This window comes from Paraburkholderia sp. BL6669N2, from assembly GCF_003387275.1.
Classification (GTDB): Bacteria; Pseudomonadota; Gammaproteobacteria; order Burkholderiales; family Burkholderiaceae; genus Paraburkholderia.
This window is the reverse complement of sequence record NZ_QUNA01000002.1, coordinates 974,054-993,542: the sequence shown is the minus strand read 5'-3', so window position 1 is coordinate 993,542 and position 19,489 is coordinate 974,054. Positions and strand designations below refer to the sequence as shown.

Below are 19,489 nucleotides of genomic sequence, written 5' to 3'. Positions count from 1 at the left end.
TGAAATGGGGGCGCCGACGTCAGTGGATCAGCACGCTGGGCGCATGCGCCGGCTTGCTGCGCGGAAACCAGCGCTCGAGGACCGACGCCAGCGCCGGCAGCACCGTCATCGCCATCACCAGATTCACGAGGAACATGAACGCGAGCAGCTTGCCCATGTCGGCCTGAAACTTCAGCGCGGAAAAGCTCCACGTCGCGACGCCGACCGCCAGCGTGATCGCCGTGAAGATCGTCGCCACGCACTCGAACTCCAGCGCGCGTTCCATCGCCGTCAGCATCGGATCACCGTCGGCCAGGTGCATCTGCAACCGGTTATAGATGTAAAGCGCGTAGTCCACGCCGACCCCCACCGCCAGCACCATCACCGGCAGCGTGGCCACCGTCAGACCGATCCTGAGCTCCTTCATGAACCAGTAGCCGATGAAGGTCGCCACCGACAGCGGCACACAGCAGGCCACCATCGCGCGCCAGTCGCGGTACGCCACGAACACGAGAATGACGATCGCGGCGTACACGTACAGCATCATCGGCAGTTCGCTCTTCTCTACCTCGTCGTTGGTGGCGGCGAGCACGCCCGCGTTGCCCGCCGCGAGGCGGAGGTGGACGCCGGGGAACGGGTGCGACGCGGCGTATTGCTTCACGTCGGCGAGGATCCGGTTGATCGTCGTCGCCTTGTGATCGGTCAGGAACAGGTGGACGGCGGTCATGCTGCAGTCCGCTTTCATGAAGCCCTTGATGCGCTGGACATCGACCGACACCGCGCCGTAGTTCTCGGCGTCGATCGGCACGACGTTCATCTTCGGGAAGTCTTCGTTGTAGCCCGCGTTGTAGGTGCGCAGCAGTCCCGAGTACGACTGCACCGACACCACGCCCGGCTCGGTGCGCATCGCCGCCGAGAATTCGTCTTCATACTGACCGACCGCCGGGTTGTCGCACGCCTTGCCGTTCGACTCGACCGCCACTGTCAGCCAGTCCAGACCCATGTCGTAGTTGCGGGCGATCGACGTCGCGTCGCGGTTGAAGCGCGCATCTTCGCGCAGCTCCGGTGCGCCCGGCTGCAGCGTGCCGATCACGCGGTCGCGGCTCTGCCACACCGCTAGCGCGAACACCACCAGCGTCACGGCCAGCATCGCCTCCGCCACCTTCGGCTGGGCCACCCGCGCGAGCGGGCGCAGCAGCGCCGAGCGCCGCGCCTGACGCTTCTGGGCCTTTTCGGCATACGCCTGGGTAACGTTGAAATAGGACGCCGCGACCGGCAGCAGGATAAGGTTCGTGACGATCTTGTAGCCCACGCCCAGCGACGCGGTGATCGCCAGTTCGCGCACCATCGGAATCGGGATCAGCAGCAGCGTGATGAACGACACGAAGGCGGTGACGAGCGCCAGCACACCCGGGATCAGCAGCCCGATGAAACTATGGCGCGCCGCATCGAACGAGCTATGTCCGCGTGCGATCTGCCGCACGATGAAGTTGACCTGCTGCACGCCGTGCGAGACCCCGATGGAGAACACCAGGAACGGCACCAGCACCGCGAGCGGATCGAGCCCGAAGCCCAGCAGCTTCAGCGTGCCGAACTGCCAGACCAGCGACGACAGCGAGCAGACGATCAGCAGCACCGTCAGGCGCACCGAGCGGCAATACGTGTAGACCGCGAGCGCGGTCAGCAACAGCGCGATCGCGCAGAAGCCCAGCACGCCGGTCGCCCCGTCGGCGATGTCACCGATCTGCTTCGCGAAGCCGATGATCTGCACTTCGTAGCCGGCATCCTCGAACGCGCGGATCTTCGCTTCGAGTGTATGGTTGAACGCCACGTAGTCGAGCACCTTGCCGGTCGCGTCGCGCTCGTTCAGCTCGGCGGTGATCATCGCGCTGTCTTCGTTGTGCGACACGAGTGTGCCGATATAGCCACCCGCCGTCGTCGCGTGACGGATCTTCGCGACGATCTCCGGCGTCAGCTGATCCGGCGTGACGTTGCCCGAGATGACCGGTTCCGCACGGAAACCTTCGTCGGTGATTTCGTTGACGAACGCGTTCGGTGTCCATAGTGAGCGCACCCCGACGCGATCGACGTTCGGCAGATAGATGACGGCCTGGGTGACCTTGTACAGGCGGGTCAAGCCTTCCGGCGTCCAGATCGAGCCATGCCGCGCGCGCACGACGACCGTGATCCGGTTCGCACCAAGCAGATCGTTCCGGTATTTCTGGAACGTGCGGATGTATTCATGGCCGATCGGCATCTGCTTTTCGAAGCCGGCATCCATCCGCAGTTGCACGGCAAACACCGCCATCACAGCAGTAAACAGGCCGATCACGCCGATCACGAGCGCGCGATGGCCGAAGAAGGCCTTTTCCAGGCGGCTGACTAGACGTTTCAACACGACATTACCCCTTAAATCTCCCGACGGCGCACGCGGTGCGCCGTCGGTCGTCAATCGATCCGTCAGAAGTTCCGGGTCACGAACAACCCGACGAAGTTCCGGTCCGAATACGGATTCCCCACGGTGTTATGGCCGCCCCAGAACATCGTGTAGTTGATGCCGGCCTGCCAGGTGGTCGGGTTCTGGTTGAACAGCACGTAGAGGTTCAACGACTTCGCGCCCTGCATGTAGTTCGCGCTGAGCGTTGGCGTGTACCCGTAAAGGCTATCGGCGAAGGTCACGCCCGGCGTAACCTGCCAGCCGTGAATCAGCGTACCGTCGTAAGTCCAGTTGAAGTCGACTGTCGCGCCCACGGAACTCGAGGTGCCCTGCGCCATGCCGATCGGATAGCCGAAACCCGAGTTGTTGTTCAGCCACGGCAGGTAGCCCGCCTGCGGCACCTGCGTCACCCCCTGTCCGTTGATCGTGTGCGTGATACCGCTCGACCTCAGGCCCGGGTAGTAGATCCACGTCAGTTCCGCGCTCAGCGTCGCTGAATCCGCGCCGATCAGCTTCAGGAACGGATACTCGCTGCGCGTAAGGGCGAGGATGCCGTTGATGTCGTACTGAAACTTCTTCATGTCGGTCCACTGCTGGCAGTTAACACCGGGCACACCATTGGTGTTCAGATCAAGCGGGCCACCAGCGCCATAGCAACTCGACAGCGCCACGGCGTCATGAGGCCGGTACGACAGCTCCGTGCCGATCGCCCAGTCGCCCAGCCCGAAATTCGCGCTGACGCCGAACAGTTGCCGGTTCTGCAGATACGACCACTGCTCGGTCCCGTTGGCCAGTGACGAAAGCACAGGGGACTTGTCCGTGTAGTTGATGTAGTAGAACGCGAAGTTCGCTCCGAAGGAGCGCGGCGCATAGTTGAACTTGAAGCCGAACTGCGGCTTGTACTTCGACGGCGCCTGCCAGTTGACGGGAAGACCGATATCAAAGAAGGGCGGCCCGGCGAATGCGCCATTGACGAGACCGTTGTTGATTCCGTCGAGCACATTCTGGTTGCCGCTATTCGAACCGGCAATCGTCCCCGCACTGGGACCCGCCACGTTGAGGTTAGCCGTGCTGATCGTGAGTGGCTGCGTACCGCGGCCCAAGCTGTTCGTCGTCGACCAGTAAGACCCGACGGGCGGATAGCGGTTTCCGTTCCAATTGAACTGGTAGTAATCCTCAGTACTGAATCCATGCGAAAGATCAGCCGCGAAGCTGACCATCGGCGCGGGAAGCAGCGCCTGCTTGAGTTGCGAACCCGGTACCAGCAGCTTCTGGATGTCGAGCGAGTTCGTGGTATTGATGCCGCCCTGTGCGAACAAGCTCTCGCCCCAGTTGATCACCTGGTTGCCCAGCCGAACGTGAGCGGACCGCCCGCCGATCGTGAAATCTTTCTGGCCCCACAGGTCGAGCAATTGGGCATCGTAGACGACCTGCGCCGATGCGGTGCTCGACAGTGGCGTTCTCGCTGTGTCTTTCGCGAGGAAGTCGTACATCCCTGTGCCGCGGATCATGAACTTGAGACCGGCGCTCGGCATCTTCATCAGCAGCTCGCTGGTCGCGCTCACGTAGGTACTGAAGGCCTGTCCTTTACGGTAATTCAGGTCACCGTTGTCGCCGAATCCCCATTGATTGGTGTTGGCCGCCGCGCCGCACCCCCCGGAATTGGGATCGCCTGTCAGCGAGCAGCTCGGGCTCTTGGTCCGGATCGCCGCGCCTGCCGTCAGGTTGGTCACCCACGAGCCCGTGAGATCGTTGATCCCTGTCGTGAACTCGTAACCGTACGCGCTCGACGCTGCCGCTCCGAACATGGCCAGCGATACCGCAACATATCTGCCGATAATCTTCGTTTTCATGGTTCTGCCCTGCCGTCCTCCTCCAAGCCGGCACACGCCATTCGCGTGCGCCGGACCCTGACCTCCCAGCGAGCGTCAGCGCTCGCTTACCGACCGCAGCGACTCCGCCGAATAGAAGTCAACCTTGAAGCGCGGATCGTTGATCTGCTGGTACCAGTGGATGTCTTTGCCCTGACCGAAGGTGGATGAATCGACCAGGTAACGTCCGTTGGTCAGGTCGTACTGTGCCCAGACCTCGTTGTCGCAGGTGCCACCCAGCTCCCACACCGGGATCGGATAGCTCTCGCGCACCTTCCAGAGCTTGCCCTGCGCGTCATAGTCCTCGCCTACAAGCGCGAGCCAGCTATCCTCGTCCAGGTAGAAGACCTTCTTCGACGCGGCGTGACGCGCCGTCGGCTTGAGCGTCGCCTCGACCACCCAGACGCGGTGCACCTCGTAGCGACGGTGCCCGGATGTGAGGCCATTGGGCGTGGCGGCGTCATGCAGCTTGTCCTTGAAGTTGTACATGCCGAAATCGTCATACGGGACAATCATTTCCTTCTTGCCCACCAGCTTCCAGTTGAAGCGGTCGATGGAGCCGTTGAACATGTTGAATTCATCGACCAGGTACTGGTTCTCGAAGCCGATCAGCGGCGCGTCGTGCGTGTAGGCCGGCATGCGTCTTACCCGTCGCTGTCCGGGAAAGTAGTAATAGGTTTCCGAGTCCTTGTCGAAATACTGACGCTGCACGAAGGCCTGTCCGGCCAGCGCCGCGGGCGAATTCATCTGGAAGTAAATGGCGTTGCTGAGCTGGTCGACGTCCTGCGGGGTGGTCTTGCCAACCTTGCCCGACGGGAAGTAGTACACCTGCGGCCCGACAACATCGATCGCTTCGCCGCCACCCGGGCGAGACGAAACGGTAGTTTGATCCGTTGGCCATTCAATGCCTTCGCCCCGGTATCGCGTTTCGTAGTTCAGGATCGCTTCAGCTCCGTTCTTCGGCTGCGGGAATGCGACGCCCGGAAGCGCCGCGGTCTGCAGTTGCTCGCCCGTTGAATCGAGTTTTGCCGCCGTGAGATTCTCCCTGGAGTTCTGCGCAACGAAGTCTGGTACCTGGCATTCGCGATGCGATGGATAGACATCCATCCGGTAGCCCTTCTGCTGCCTGAGCAGTGCAATCTGGCCCGGCGTCAGCTGGTCAGCGTATTTATCGACGTTCGATGCGTCAATCGAGTACAACGGCTTCTCGTTCTTGTGCTTCCAGAAATCACCGCGGACCTTGCCCCACTCCCAGCCAGGCTCCGCAGACTGCTTGCCCGTATAGGCCGGCACCGCGCCATCCTTGCTCGCCGCCCGATCGCCGCCTTCGGGCGTAAGGTCGTCCGCAACGGCCGCGCCGGCCATCAGCAGAAAGGCGGCCGCAATGGCGGACAAGGCTCCGATGGTGTGCTTTTTCATCATGACTCTCCTTCCGATCTCACTCTTATATGTAAGACGTGGTATCTGATTCATTCCTGACGCGTCGCGGCCAAACCGCTCAGCCTTCGCCGGACCCCGCCACCGCCACCGCGCGAATCTCGACGCACAGACCGGGAAGGGCCAACTGCGTCACACCCACGGCGGTCCATGACGGATAGCGGCTCGGGAAGTACTGATCCTTGATCGTCGTGAACGCTTCCAATTCGCCGCGCAAATCAGTGTGGAAGGTCGTCAGTTCAACGACGTCAGCCAGGCTCGCACCGGCTTCTTCGAGCACGAGCTTCACGCACTCGAACGCGATCTGTGCCTGCGCCTGCATGCCTTCAGCGGGCTTTACGTCTGCGTCGACCCCGACCTGACCGGAGACCCAGATCGTGTCGCCCACGCGTGTCGCCGGCGAGAAGTGGTACGCGTCGTAGAACGCCTGAAACGGAGGCGGAACAATCGATTGACGCTTCGTGGTCACTGCCATGATGTGAACCTCTCTACCTGGATGAATTGACGAAAACAGGGGGTGCGAAACCGGCTGCTCCACCCTTCAAATTGAAATCTCGTTGAGAAACAGAGCGGCCGCCACCTTTCCAGCCATCGCCTTTCGCAAGCTCGCCTCAAACCACGTATTGTTGGCCTAAAAACAACGTCTGCATGGCCAAATATTAGCGGCGACTCGGCCCATAAGCAAGGTCGTCACGCTAGGGAGAAACACCGACTGAACGACGCGAGAACGATTTGATTCGGTTACCGAAGCAGTCGCGAGCACGCGAGTTCCTGGTTGTCAGGGCTGACAACTCATTGCCGGGTGTGTCAAGCATGTTCTTAGGCGCTTGGAGAAAGCACGAGGCTTGCCCACATCCATGAAGGTGGACAACGATCCGGAGATCGCCGGCAAGACGCATCGATGCATGGGTCTACGAAACTGGTGTGACGCTATCGTTCATCCGCTGGCCGACAAGCATTCCATTCGGATTGCTAAAGAGTGGTAAAGGAATTGATGCTTCGCGACCTCGAGGTACACAACGAGCCCGTCTGCAAACTCCTGACGAAGGCGCGCACCAGAAAAAACTCTCCTGTTCAACCTGAAACTGCGTGGCGCGGGTCCGGTTCAGCGATTCGTTGAGCGATCGCCAGGTTCGGTCAGCCGCGCATGGGCCCTGCAGCATGGCGCATCGCCAGCGAACGGACGGGATCGGCCAGGGCTGTCGCGACTACGGTTCTGGAAGTACGTATCGCGACAGTTCATGAACGTTTCCGACCGCGCCCTGGCAGAATAAAGTGAAGTGCCGTGCGAACACGGCATCGAAATTATGATCGTCGCGCCCGGTTCGATGTCCTGCGGGTCATCGCAGCTGCGTGCAAGAAGACGACCGGTACGGTTCGCCCGGTTCCAACGACGGATCGTTGAGTTCACTGATGTCGTAAGGGAAGTTGCACCCGCGGGTCGGCAGAGGCCGGTAATACACCTTGTCGCCGTAGAACCGGTAGACCAGCGTGTGGCGATCGGGGCAATCCGGGGTCACTGGAGCGCCGCCGTGCAGCATGCCGGAATGAAACACCAGCGCATCGCCAGGCTCCAGATCCCAGGTAAAGACATCCCACGCCGCCGGGTCCTTGGCGCGGTCGGCCTCGATATCGGGGAGCCGGGGCCACTCGCAATCGATCCACAGCGGCGCGGTGTGGTCATTCGCATCGTTGTAGGAAGTGCCGTTGTACTGAACGCCGGCGTGGGAACCGCGGACGAATTCGAGTGCGTTATGCCGGGGAATCTTTTCGAAGCTGGTCCAGATGTTGAGCATCTGCGGCCCGCTCACCGGCACGTACGAGTTGTCCTGGTGCCAAGGCGACCGGCCGGCATTGCCGCCCTTCTTGATGAACAGTTCTTCTCCGACAAACCACAGGTTCTCAGTGTCCCAGAGAGACGCCACGAATTCATCGAGTCCCAATTCCTTGACCGTCGCGACGTGCACATCGCGGTTCTCGACGTTGCCGTAGTCGTTAAAGGTCTCATAGGGCGTCCCCTCATAGGCCAGGCCGTGCAACGGGCTCGGGTGAGCGATCCCATAGTCGAAAGCCTCCCGCATCCGCTTGAGCCGCTCCGGCGAGAACAGACCTCGGACGACGATGGCACCGTCACGCGCCAAGTCTCGCTTCATTTGCTCTGTCACTTGCATGGAAATCTCCTCCTTCCTCTTTGACAACAACGTTTGCAATACATCGGGTGACGATGTCCGATCTGTTCGACCTCGCACATGCTCAACGCCCGATAAGTGCACCGGGTCGCGGCGCAGGCCGCCGCATGATTGCCATCCAGCTCGCGGCCAGCGGCCGCTGCCCTTTCAAATCACCCTCATCAATATTACGTATTAGCGGCCTATAAACAGCGTCTTAACGGCCAAATATTAGCGGCGCATAGGCCTACAATCAAGGTGAACGAGCTAGGGGGAAACACCAACTGAATTGCGCCCAACCGATTGGGTGCGGTCACCGAAGCGCCGCTGCTAGCGCGCGCGAGTTCCCGAGGCGCTGTGCGCGGAATACGCCGAGCGAGACGCAACACCGCGCGCGGAAGTCGACCGGGCGAGACTTCCCACGCATCGCCGAGCACAGCGCCGATGTATTTCCCGTGTGCTGTCCCCGGGATCGATCGGCTCATGCGATCATCCATCACCACTGTGAATGACCACGCATTCAAAAAATAAAGTTCATCAATACCGGCGACGCCCCTAAGCTGCTTCCACCGACTCGAATCGCGGAAGAAGCAATGGCAGAACTCTTTCTGGTGCGGCACGGACAGGCGTCACTGGGCAGCCAGGACTACGATCGTCTCTCGGATACCGGCAAGCAGCAGAGCATCTGGCTTGGTGAGCACTTCGCGCGCAACGGCATCCGATTCGATCGGGTGATGACCGGCTCGCTGCTGCGTCACGCCGAGACGCTCGACGCGATCCGCCTCGCCACATCGGGTGCAGACGTCGAATGCGAGATTCATCCCGGACTCGACGAATACGACTTTCACGCCCTCTTTCGCGCCCTGCGCGATGAAGATCTCCGTCTCGTCGAATCCGCGAAACGCAGCCCGCGTGAATTCTTCAAGGCATTGCGGGCGGTCCTGCATCTCTGGTGTGAATGCGCCCTCGACGATCGCGTGCCCGAAACATGGCGCGCGTTCCAGAAGCGCGTGGCCGCTGCGCGCGTGGCCATTCAGCAATGCGGCGCACGACGCGTCCTGGTGGTCACTTCCGGCGGCGTGATAGGCGCTTTCATGCAGCAGATCTTGCAAGCCCCTGCTGCGATGGCCATCGAACTCAACATGCAGGTCCGCAACAGCAGTGTCACGCATTGCTTCTTCAACCGCGAAGCGATTCAGCTATCGAGCTTCAACGGCATCGCGCATCTCGACGATCCACAGCGTCACGCGTTTCAAACCTACGGTTAGTCCATCTGTCATGCACGGAAGCATATGAACAGCGAACGATCCAGCTCGTCTCTCGACATCGACCGGCTCACGCCTTATCTCGAGCAACATCTCCCTGGCTTTCGTGGGCCGGTGCATGCGACGAAGTTCGCGGGCGGCCAGTCCAACCCTACGTGGCTACTCGACGCACAAGGCCGCCGCTATGTCCTGCGCCGCCAGCCGCCTGGGACTTTGCTCAAGTCCGCTCACGCAGTCGATCGCGAGTTTCGCGTGCTGAGCGCGCTCGCGCAAACGCCGGTTCCCGTGGCGCGCGTCTGGCATCTCTGTGAAGACCGCGACGTCATCGGCAGCCTGTTCTATGTGATGAGCTACGAGCCCGGCCGCATCTTCTGGAACCCTGCCCTGCCCGAAGTCGATCGCGACGCGCGGCGCGACTACTACACATCGATCGTTTCGACACTCGCGGCACTCCATGACGTCGATCCGGAAAGCGTCGGTCTCGGTGACTATGGCCGGCCCGGCAACTACTTTCAGCGACAGGTCGAACTCTGGACGAAGCAGTATCGCGCTTCCGAAACGGAGCGGATCCCGCCGATGGAAGCGCTCATCGACTGGCTGCCGAGCCATTGCCAGACCGATTCGCCACGCCCGGCGCTCGTGCACGGCGATTTCCGCATCGACAACCTCATCTTTGCCGACGACGCACCGCGCGTGCGCGCCGTGCTCGACTGGGAACTCTCGACCCTCGGCAATCCGCTCGCGGACCTCGCGTACTTCTGCATGTGCCTGCGCCTGCCGTCGAAGGGGCATATCACCGGGCTTCGCGGTCACGATCGCACTGCGCTGGGCATCCCCGAGGAGGAGGAGATCCTCGCACAGTACTGCGCATTGCGCGGTCTCAGCGACATCGGCAACTGGAACTTCTGTCTCGCATTCAGCTTCTTCCGCCTCGCCTCGATCGCTCAGGGCGTGAAGGCGCGCGCGTTGCAGGGCAATGCATCGAGCGCGGATGCGCACGAGGTCGGCCGCATGGTCGAACCGCTCGCCCGGCTCGCCGAGGACCTGCTCGCGTAGCGGACGATCTTTCTCAACCCGTCAAAAGGAACGACATTGACTACGAAACTCTTCGACCTCACGGGACGCATCGCCCTCGTGACGGGCGCGAGCCGCGGCATCGGCGAGGCCATCGCGGCGCTGCTGGCCGAACAAGGTGCACATGTCATCGTATCGAGCCGCAAAGTGGAAGATTGCGAATCGGTCGCCGCGCGCATCCGCGTATCGGGCGCCAGCGCTGAAGCGTTCGCATGCCACGTCGGCCGCATGGAAGATATCGCGCTCCTGTTCAGCCATATCCGCGAGAAGCACGGCCGGCTCGACATACTCGTCAACAACGCCGCGGCCAATCCGTACTTCGGCCATATCCTCGATACGGACCTCGCCGCCTACAACAAGACCGTCGATGTGAACCTGCGCGGCTACTTCTTCATGTCCGTCGAAGCCGGCAAGATGATGAAGGCGCAGGGCCGCGGCAGCATCGTCAACACGGCTTCCGTCAACGCGCTCCAACCGGGCGACATGCAGGGCATTTACTCGATCACCAAAGCGGCCGTCGTCAACATGACGAAGGCGTTCGCGAAAGAGTGCGGCCCGTTCGGCATCCGCGTGAATGCGATTCTGCCGGGCCTCACCAAAACGAAGTTCGCCGGCGCGCTGTTCGATGACAAGGCGGTCTACGAGCGCTGGATCAACGCGATCCCGCTGCGCCGCCACGGCGAACCCGACGAAATGGCCGGCACCGTGCTCTATCTCGTATCCGATGCGGCGAGCTATACGAACGGCGAATGCATCGTCGTCGATGGCGGCCTGACGATCTAGCCAACCGCGCGAAAGGAACCCATCATGTTTTTCGCACATTACCCGAAAGTTGAAGACCTGATGCGCCGCGTGCGCAGTTTCATGGACGAGCATATCGTGCCGCGGCAGCGTCAGTGGCACGACGAAGTGCACGCGGGGCGCTTCCCCGTCTCGTTCATGGAAGATCTCAAAGCCATGGCCAAGGCAGAGGGCCTGTGGAATCTCTTCCTGCCGCACCTGAAGGACGGCGAGCCCGGCACGCGTCTCACGAACCTCGAATACGCGCCGCTCGCGGAGATCATGGGCCGCGTTTCGTGGGCGTCCGAGGTCTTCAACTGCAATGCGCCCGATACCGGCAACATGGAACTGCTGCACATGTTCGCGACGCCCGCGCAGCGCGAAACATGGCTCGTGCCGCTGCTCGATGGCCGAATCCGCTCCGCGTTCGCGATGACCGAGCCGGATGTGCCCTCCTCCGACGCGACCAACATCACGACCTCCATTCGCCGCGATGGCGACGACTACGTGATCAATGGCCGCAAATGGTTTATCACGAACGCTGCGCATCCGAACTGCAAGCTGTTCATCGTGATGGGCAAGACCGATCCGGATGCCGAAAGCCATCGTCAGCAGAGCATGATCCTCGTGCCGGCAGGCACGTCCGGCGTGACGGTCGTACGCAATATCCCGGTCATGAATCACATCTCGCCGGAAGGACATTGCGAGATCACGTTCACGAATGTTCGCGTGCCCGCGTCGAATCTGCTCGGCGAAGAAGGCAGCGGATTTGCGCTCGCGCAAGCGCGGCTCGGGCCGGGGCGCATTCACCACTGCATGCGCTCGATCGGCGCGGCCGAGCTCGCGCTCGAACTGATGATCGAGCGTGCTCAGGAGCGCAAGACGTTCGGCAAGTATCTGCATCAGCACGGCACGATCGGCGAGTGGATCGCGAAATCGCGCATCGAGATCGATCAGGCGCGCTTGCTCGTGCTCAAGACAGCGTGGCTGCTCGACGAGGTCGGCGCGAAAGAGGCGCGCAAGGAAATCTCGATGATCAAGGCGCTGATTCCGCAGGTGCATACGGCGGTGTGCGATCGTGCGATGCAGGTATTCGGCGCGATGGGCGTGAGCCCGGACACGCCGCTCGCCGATCACTGGACCTGGGGACGGGCGTTGCGTTACGCCGACGGTCCCGACGAGGTCCATCTCCAGGCAATCGCGAAAATGGAACTGGCGCAAGGCAAGGAGCGACCCGGTGCAATGGCGGCCTATCTGAACGTGCCGCCGCGTGACTGTGCCTGACGAAATCGAAGCAAACGTACGCATCCTCACAGCGCCTCCCGTTTATGATGATGGGCAAACGGAGACTGTGAGATGCGTTCACCAAAGCTGGATCTGAACCTGTTCGTGGTACTGGAGTCGATCTACGAGAAGCGCAACCTGACCCGCGCGGCCGAGGCGCTCTTCATCACGCAGCCCGCGGTCAGCAATGCGCTCGCACGCATGCGCAAGGCGTTCGATGATCCGCTGTTCGTCAGCACGTCGTCCGGAATGGTGCCTACGCCGTTCACGGAGAACATCATCGGGCGCGTGCGTGAAGGGCTGCAATTGCTCGAGGCGAGCGCGACCGAAGGCGACGTGTTCGCCCCGGCCGCGTCCGAGCGCACCTTTCGCCTCAGCATGCCCGATTTGACCGAAGCAATCCTGCTGCCGACGCTCGGCGAGCTGTTGCAACAGCAGGCGCCCGGCATGCGCATCGAGTCTTATTTCACCCCGCGAAGCGAGGTCAGCACCGCGCTCGCCACTGGCAAGATCGACTTTGCCATCGACGCGCCGCTTATCGATGATCCGCAACTGCATCAGGCGCGCCTCGGCCGCGACCGGTACGCCTGCATGCTGCGCCACGATCATCCGTTCACCGGCGAGACACTCACGATGGACGACTACCTCGCGCTTGGCCATATTCAGGTGTCGAGCCGGCGTCAGGGGAGCGGGATCGTCGACGCCGAGCTTAAGCGGCTAGGCAAGCAGAGGCGCATACAAATGCGCGTGCAGCATTACATGGTCGCGCCGCTCGTCGCCTTGCGAACCGACCTTGCGCTGACCGCGCCGACACAGTTGCTGAAGCGTCACGACGCGCGCATGGTCGATCTGCCGTTTCCGCTCTCCGAACTGGAATGGCATTTGTACTGGCATCGCAGCAGCGAGCAGGACCAGGCGAGCTTGTGGCTTCGGGGAAAGATGATCGAGCTGATGTGCGACAAGCTCATGTGATGCGTCGCGCATCGGTGTTTTCGCACAAGGCCGCGTCTGCCAGGCGAGTGCCGACCCGGACAAAGCAAATGTATGGAACCTGGTCGGCACCGCTTCGAACACGCTGTGTGTAGTTAACCAAAACTTCCATCTGGAAGTTTTGGTTAACTACACAAAAATATGTAAGAGGAACTCGATTCGCTTCTGGAGATTCAACCAAATGACTTCCGTTTTTGCCTTATTTCAACCCGTAAATGCCCTCCTTTGCCGCATCTCTTACCCAAATCACTTCCGAAATTGACACGTTCTAACCATAAATCTTCCATGGTCATCCCGCGTTGCACCCGCCAACCGGATGGAGCCGCCCCACGTGCAACCCGACCATGAACGTAGAGGTCGAGCGACTTAAGATCGAGTGCAGCGGACGTTCGCCGCGCCGAGTTGGTCGGCAGGTCATCGGCCGTTGCCAATATTCATGAAATTGGCGTAAGGGATGGCAAGAAACCGTTTTTCCGACCGCTCGCCTGACCTGCCGCCGTGAACGCTTAGTACTACAGCCGTAGATTTTTTTACTATACTCAAATAATTAAGGATTACTATACGTTAAGGCTATGCATTCGACTGCAAAAGCGTGGGAGCGTGAACTGGAGGTACTGCACCAGCGGCTCGGGGAACTGTTCAGGCGTCCGGAGCCCCGACAGCGGTCGCTCGCATACCTGAAGGGCCTGCTGGGTACAGTCGAGCGCAAGAACGGCTGGCAACTCGCCGAATGGATCGGCGAAGCGACACCCGATGGCGTACAGCACCTGCTGGAGCGGGCGCAATGGGACGCGGATGCCGCTCGCGATGTGCTGCGTAGCTATGTAGTGGAAGAACTGGGCGAGCGTGACGCGGTGCTGATTGTGGACGAGACCGGCTTCCTCAAGAAGGGACAGCACTCGGCCGGTGTTCAACGCCAGTACAGTGGCACGGCAGGTCGTATCGAGAACAGCCAGATCGGCGTGTTCCTCTGCTATGCCGGTCGTGGCGGCAGTGCGTTCATCGACCGCGAACTGTATGTACCCAAGGTGTGGACCGATGACCGGGTGCGCTGCGAGGCAGCGGGCATTCCCGGGTCGGTGGAATTCGCAACGAAGCCACAGCTTGCGCGTCGTATGCTTGAGCGGGCGCTGGACGCAGGGGTGCCGTGCGGCTGGGTCACGGGGGATGAAGTCTACGGCGGTGACCGTCACCTGCGGCTGTGGCTCGAGTCGCGCGGCCAGTCTTTCGTGCTGGCCGTTGCGAAGAACGAACCCCTATGGTGGAAAGGTCCAGAGTACGTACGGGCAGACCGGATCGCCGAGGCCCTGCCGGCAAGGGCATGGCGCCGCCTGTCAGCGGGTGCCGGCGCCAAGGGCGAGCGCCTGTATGACTGGGCGCTGACTCCGCTGTGGCGCTTGCAGATCACCGAAGAGGAGCGCCGCTTCGGGCATTACCTGCTGGTGCGACGCAGCCTGGACGAGCAACGCGAACATGCGTATTACGTCGTATACGCACCGCGCAGCAAGGCCACACGGCAAACCCTGGTGAACGTCGCGGGCCGCAGGTGGGAAATCGAGACCGGCTTCGAGGCGACCAAAGGCGAATGCGGACTCGATCAGTATGAGGTGCGCCGATGGCAAGGCTGGTATCGCCACATCACGCTGGCTCTGCTGGCCCATGCAGTACTCGTCACCCTGCGGGTGCACGGCAAAAAAAACACCTGAAGGTTTGGTGCCGCTCAGCGTGCAGGAGATCCGCCGGCTGCTCTGTCGCATCCTGTGGCGCGGCGCCCACTCTATCGCGTACGTGTTGTCCTGTTCGGCATGGCGGCGCCGACACCAGTACCGCGCCCAGCAGTGCCACTACCGAAGACGAGGATGTGTGCCTCCAGTTTACCCAGATCTACGGCTGTAGTATTAGATTCAGAAACGGTGGATCGTAGCGACAGAGTGGCGAGCACGCTTTGGGCGCCTTTCCCGGTCACCACCGTGATGTCCGGTCATGACGGTGCGCCTTTTTGCGGCGCTGCTTCGACTGCAGGCAAGGAAGCCGATAGTACTGGCCTCCGGTTACCCTGCCAGACCCGCCTCGCAATCGCAGGACTGAGCAGCGACGACGGCGGCATCATCAGGTTTATAACTTTCAAAAACTCGGTCGCCAGCGTGCTGTCGCGTGTCGCGGCAACATGAAGCTTGCCGATGTACCAGTTGATGAAACGCAGCATCGGCGAGCGCGCTCCCTTGACTCGTGGATGGCGAAGGTCGTTACCAACCGCTATGTGCCACGGAATATCGACGATCTTCGCGGCAGCCCTGAAGAATCGACGCGCAAGCTCGTTCGAGCCCGCGCGCAGGCACTGCTGCAGCGTCAGCGCTTCCTCCGCCGCGACCGTCATGCCCTGCCCGTACACGGGGTTGAAGCTGCAGACGGCGTCACCGAAAACCAGGTAGCTCTCGGGGAAGCGTGCAAGCTGCTCATACCGGCGGCGCAGGCTACAGACGTAGCGGTAGCGCCTGTAATCGGCTAGCGGCTCCGCACGTGCGACAATGTCGTGAATCTCCATGGTCGGCAGCGTCGCCAGATACGTGAGAAAGCCCTGGTCGTTGTCGGGTGCATCGTCACCGAGAAAACCGCCAGCGCTGACGATCCAGCTGTCGCTTTCCTGCGCGAGCATGACGCCGTTGCGCCAGGTCGGCGCACTACCGGCGACAACGATATCGTGCTTGCCGTCGAGATCAGTCGGCCAGCGCCGATAGGTACGGGTCATGTAGCAGATACCGATCTCGACTTTCTCACTGGCGGGAGGTTGGTAGCCGAGCTCTTCAAGCCACGCCGCACTTGACGAGCCACGGCCACTCGCATCAACGACAAGGTCCGCGTTGATGATCGCTCCCGGCTCGCCCTCGACACCTGTGCGCACACCCGTCACGCGCTTGCGAACGGAGTCGGTGGCGAGACCCCGAACAGCGCAATTTTCTATCAGGCGCACGTTCGACAACCCCAGCAGTCGTCGGCGTAGATGGCCTTCGAGCACCGGACGGCTCGCAAGCAGGCCGATCAGGTCGCTCTTCCCGTTAGCAAGCCTAACATTGTGACCGATCCAGATCACATCGTTGGCTACGTCACCGACCAAGCCGCCGCTTTGCGCGACGACCTCGGCGTTATATCCCGGGAAGAATTCCTCGAGTACCGCGCTGCCGCGCGCAAGCAGCCCATGGGTATGGCGACCCTGTGGCACACCCTTGCGCGCGATGTCTGCCGCCGGAAACGCGTCGCGCTCGAGCACGGTGACGACGGTATAGAAATCCGACAGCGCGCGGGCGGCCAGCAACCCACCCATGCTGGCGCCGATTACGATCGCATGCTCTCCCAGGTGCTTCATGGCAAACCTCCAGTCAAATCTATAAACGAGCCCGACGCCCGCCGTTTGCAGGAATGGTAGGATTGCCTCGTCCCCCGAGCGTCCCCCGGACGCCGTCATTGAGGGTCGCCTCGCCATGGCTCTGTTCAACGTGCGCACGCTTGGATTTCCGGAAATCCGCCGGGACGACGGACTATGCCGGTTAACCTTGCGCAAAGGCCTGGCCCTGCTGATCTACCTGGCCGAAGCGAAGGGTCCAGTCGGGCGCGACGTCATCGCCACGATGTTGTGGCCGGAAGGCTCCGAGGAGGTTGTACGGGCGCGGCTGCGGCGTCTGTTGCATCGCCTTCAGCTCACGCTCGGCGACGACGTTTTCACCACCGACAGGTCAACAGTTCGCTGGTCGGCAGCGATCGACCTGCGAGTGGATTCCCAACTGTTCGAGCAGGCTTGCGACTGCGGAGATTTCGAGCGGGCGAGCCGCTACTATCTCGGCGAATTTCTCGAGGGTTTTTCGCCTGGCGACTGCCCACAGTTCGACGACTGGGCTTTTTTCCGCCGGGAGGCCTTGCGCGGCCGGGCGATCCAGGCGCTCGAACGCGTGGTGCGCGACAGGAATGCGGGCGGTGACTACGCGGCCGCGGCCGAGCACGCCGGCCGTCTTGTCGAACTCGATCCGCTCAGCGAAGTGTACGGACGTCACCTGATCCGCAACCTTCTGCTCGCCGGAGATCGCGCCACGGCCCAGCGGCACCTCGAGGCCCTGACGCAGCGCCTTCACGACGAGCTCAACGTGGCCCCCGAATCCGCTACCCGCGCGCTGCTGAGCGCCGGCGCAACGTTGCCCGTCGCGGACCCGCCGTCGACGCGCTACGCCAGCGGTGGCGGTGTTCATCTTGCATTCCAGACCTACGGCGCCGGCCGTATTGATCTTCTGGTACTGCCCGGTTTCGTGTCCCACGTCGAACGGCTGTGGGAGGAGCCCCGGTGCCGGGCGTTCCTGTCCTCCCTCGCCGGAATGGGTCGCCTCATCCTGCTCGATCGTCGCGGCGTCGGACTCTCCGACCGGATCGGATTCAATCCCAGCGTCGACGCGACCGCGCAGGACATCGGCACCGTGCTGGATGCCGCCGGCAGCCGCCGGGTCGTGCTGTTCGGCGCGTCAGAGGGTGGACCACCATGTATCAGGTTTGCCGTGGATCAGCCGAGCCGCGTCGCTGGTCTCATTCTGTTCGCCTCGTTGGCGAAGGGAACTGCAACGCACGACTATTCCCACGCGCTGCAGGCCAGCCAGTATGAAATGTGGCTGCAGCAGCTCGTCGCAGTCTGGGGCGGGCCCGCAGGCATCGAGACATTCGCGCCGAGCCTGTCCGGCGATCCTCAAACGAGAGCATGGTGGGCCGGCTTGCTTCGGGCAGCGTCAAGCCCGGGAACCATCAAGGGCGTGCTCGAGGCGTTGCGCGACATGGACGTGCGGCATCTTCTGGGGCGAATTTCAATGCCCACGTTGGTACTCCACCGTCGCGACGACCGCGCCGTTCGCATCGGCGCGGGCCGGCATCTCGCCAGCCACATCGCGCAGGCGCGATTTGTCGAGCTCGACGGCGCTGATCACTGGGCCTTCGCGGGCGATCAGCAACCTGTCTTGGCCAACATCAGGCAGTTTATCGGCAGCCTCGCTGAGTAATTGCAAACGACAGAGGCAGCACGAGATTCAGTTCGGACAGAGTGTGATTCACACGAAACCCACCGCGTCGGCGCGCGGCAATTGTCGGCGCCCACAATTGCCGTTAGCAGTGTTCACAGAAGCGCCAGCAAGTTCAGTAACGCCGCTAGCGTAGCCGTCCGTTTCTGGGAAGTCGAGGAGTTCGATAACGCGATATCGCCCGGAGCGCCGCACCGAAGGGCTCAAATCCAGCCGTCACCAGATAGCGCTAAGTGAGTTCGCCGCTCCCGTGGTGCCCATTCAAATAGTCTATGCAGCAAACCGCCTCGTCCCGAAGAGGGCGATCGTGTTCATGGATTTTATCAGCGAAGCTTTTTCGAAAATTCCACAACTCAATATGGAAAGCTAAATGTATCGAACGTGGTGAGGCGAGTGCTGCTGTACCTTGATTGAGAGAACGCCTGCGGAAGCACCAGTATTGGACTCCGCAATTGTCCGCCCTGCCAAATCCGCAATCTGCGATCGCTTCAGAATGTGGCATGGAGGATGTCATTCCCGCACAGCGGATTGACTTTCTGAACCTGATGCAAAGTCAGTTCGTCCCGGCATCGGATGCCCTCTATGAACTTACTGCGGAAGTCAGTTGGGCGACCATTCGCAAAAAGAGATCGTATATTAGCAGGGAAAATTAGAATGATTTACTCACCGATCCCACGGTTTCGGCTTTATTTTCTCTGATCGGTTCAGAGAAATGGTCACGAAACATTAAATCGAGCAATGCGCGATCTAGCCGCCTCACATATGGTGTCTACCAAAAAACGGCCCGAAGATGTGCGGCTCTAGGCTCCGACGGCCTAGAGAATCTGTATACAAATCATCCCAGAGCGTACCACTACCTTCTCGAGCATGATCGTGACTTCCTCCACGAACTGGGATTTGGTAGTGGAACAAAAAGAAGGAAACGTGGAGACGCGTTGACCTCTGAGACATGCAAAATGCGGATGATCAGGGTCATTAACGATTCGCGCCAGCCAAGCCGCACTGAAATTTGACGGGCAGATAGGCGCGCGATGTTATATGCGACCAAACATTGCTACGCATGGCTACGGGAAGTGTTGCCTCCTTCACGACGCAGCGGGGTCGCCCAAAAGACGGCGAAACTACCATTACAAAGCCCTGAATCTGGCAAATAATA

General features: G+C 61.3%; 12 protein-coding genes and 1 pseudogene. 7 read left to right on the top strand and 6 right to left on the bottom strand.

The window, feature by feature from the left end; genetic code table 11:
- Window positions 1–19: 19 nt before the first annotated feature.
- The 5 genes from B0G80_RS27010 to B0G80_RS26990 form a co-directional block, all read right to left on the bottom strand.
- The gene (locus tag B0G80_RS27010) at window positions 20–2,377 is read right to left on the bottom strand and encodes an RND family transporter (protein ID WP_116121056.1); all 2,358 of its coding nucleotides are present in this window, start codon (window positions 2,375–2,377) and stop codon (window positions 20–22) included.
- A 62-nt stretch (window positions 2,378–2,439) separates the two neighbouring features.
- Window positions 2,440–4,269, bottom strand: a complete 1,830-nt coding sequence (locus tag B0G80_RS27005; RefSeq protein WP_116121054.1) for a DUF1302 domain-containing protein — start codon at window positions 4,267–4,269, stop codon at window positions 2,440–2,442.
- A 75-nt stretch (window positions 4,270–4,344) separates the two neighbouring features.
- Entirely contained in the window at window positions 4,345–5,709 is a 1,365-nt protein-coding gene (locus tag B0G80_RS27000; protein WP_116121052.1) for a DUF1329 domain-containing protein, read from the bottom strand.
- A gap of 76 nt (window positions 5,710–5,785) precedes the next feature.
- Window positions 5,786–6,199, bottom strand: coding sequence for a RidA family protein (locus B0G80_RS26995; protein ID WP_106285752.1), 414 nt, complete (start codon window positions 6,197–6,199; stop codon window positions 5,786–5,788).
- Window positions 6,200–7,064: 865 nt separating this feature from the next.
- Window positions 7,065–7,895, bottom strand: coding sequence for a phytanoyl-CoA dioxygenase family protein (locus B0G80_RS26990; protein ID WP_116121050.1), 831 nt, complete (start codon window positions 7,893–7,895; stop codon window positions 7,065–7,067).
- Between the two features lie 590 nt (window positions 7,896–8,485).
- Here B0G80_RS26990 and B0G80_RS26985 point away from each other — a divergent pair.
- The 6 genes and pseudogenes from B0G80_RS26985 to B0G80_RS26960 form a co-directional block, all read left to right on the top strand.
- Window positions 8,486–9,160 carry a histidine phosphatase family protein gene (locus tag B0G80_RS26985; RefSeq protein ID WP_116121048.1) on the top strand — a complete coding sequence of 225 codons (675 nt, stop codon included), beginning with the start codon at window positions 8,486–8,488 and terminating at the stop codon, window positions 9,158–9,160.
- A gap of 24 nt (window positions 9,161–9,184) precedes the next feature.
- Complete coding sequence (locus tag B0G80_RS26980; RefSeq protein WP_116121046.1) at window positions 9,185–10,213, top strand: phosphotransferase; 1,029 nt, start codon at window positions 9,185–9,187, stop codon at window positions 10,211–10,213.
- Between the two features lie 36 nt (window positions 10,214–10,249).
- Window positions 10,250–11,014, top strand: a complete 765-nt coding sequence (locus B0G80_RS26975; RefSeq protein WP_116121044.1) for an SDR family oxidoreductase — start codon at window positions 10,250–10,252, stop codon at window positions 11,012–11,014.
- 24 nt (window positions 11,015–11,038) lie between these two features.
- A complete protein-coding gene (locus B0G80_RS26970) occupies window positions 11,039–12,295 on the top strand; it encodes an acyl-CoA dehydrogenase family protein (protein ID WP_116121042.1) in 1,257 nt (418 codons plus the stop codon).
- A gap of 72 nt (window positions 12,296–12,367) precedes the next feature.
- Window positions 12,368–13,267, top strand: a complete 900-nt coding sequence (locus B0G80_RS26965; protein ID WP_106285759.1) for a LysR family transcriptional regulator — start codon at window positions 12,368–12,370, stop codon at window positions 13,265–13,267.
- 590 nt (window positions 13,268–13,857) lie between these two features.
- Window positions 13,858–14,982: pseudogene (locus tag B0G80_RS26960) on the top strand (IS701 family transposase); the annotation flags it as partial.
- A gap of 284 nt (window positions 14,983–15,266) precedes the next feature.
- Here the strand turns inward: B0G80_RS26960 and B0G80_RS26955 are convergent.
- Window positions 15,267–16,649 (bottom strand): NAD(P)/FAD-dependent oxidoreductase, encoded by a 1,383-nt coding sequence (locus B0G80_RS26955; protein ID WP_116121040.1) that lies wholly within the window; start codon window positions 16,647–16,649, stop codon window positions 15,267–15,269.
- A 115-nt stretch (window positions 16,650–16,764) separates the two neighbouring features.
- Here B0G80_RS26955 and B0G80_RS26950 point away from each other — a divergent pair, with 115 nt between their 5' ends.
- Window positions 16,765–18,315 carry an alpha/beta fold hydrolase gene (locus B0G80_RS26950; protein ID WP_116121038.1) on the top strand — a complete coding sequence of 517 codons (1,551 nt, stop codon included), beginning with the start codon at window positions 16,765–16,767 and terminating at the stop codon, window positions 18,313–18,315.
- The last annotated feature ends 1,174 nt before the right edge of the window (window positions 18,316–19,489 follow it).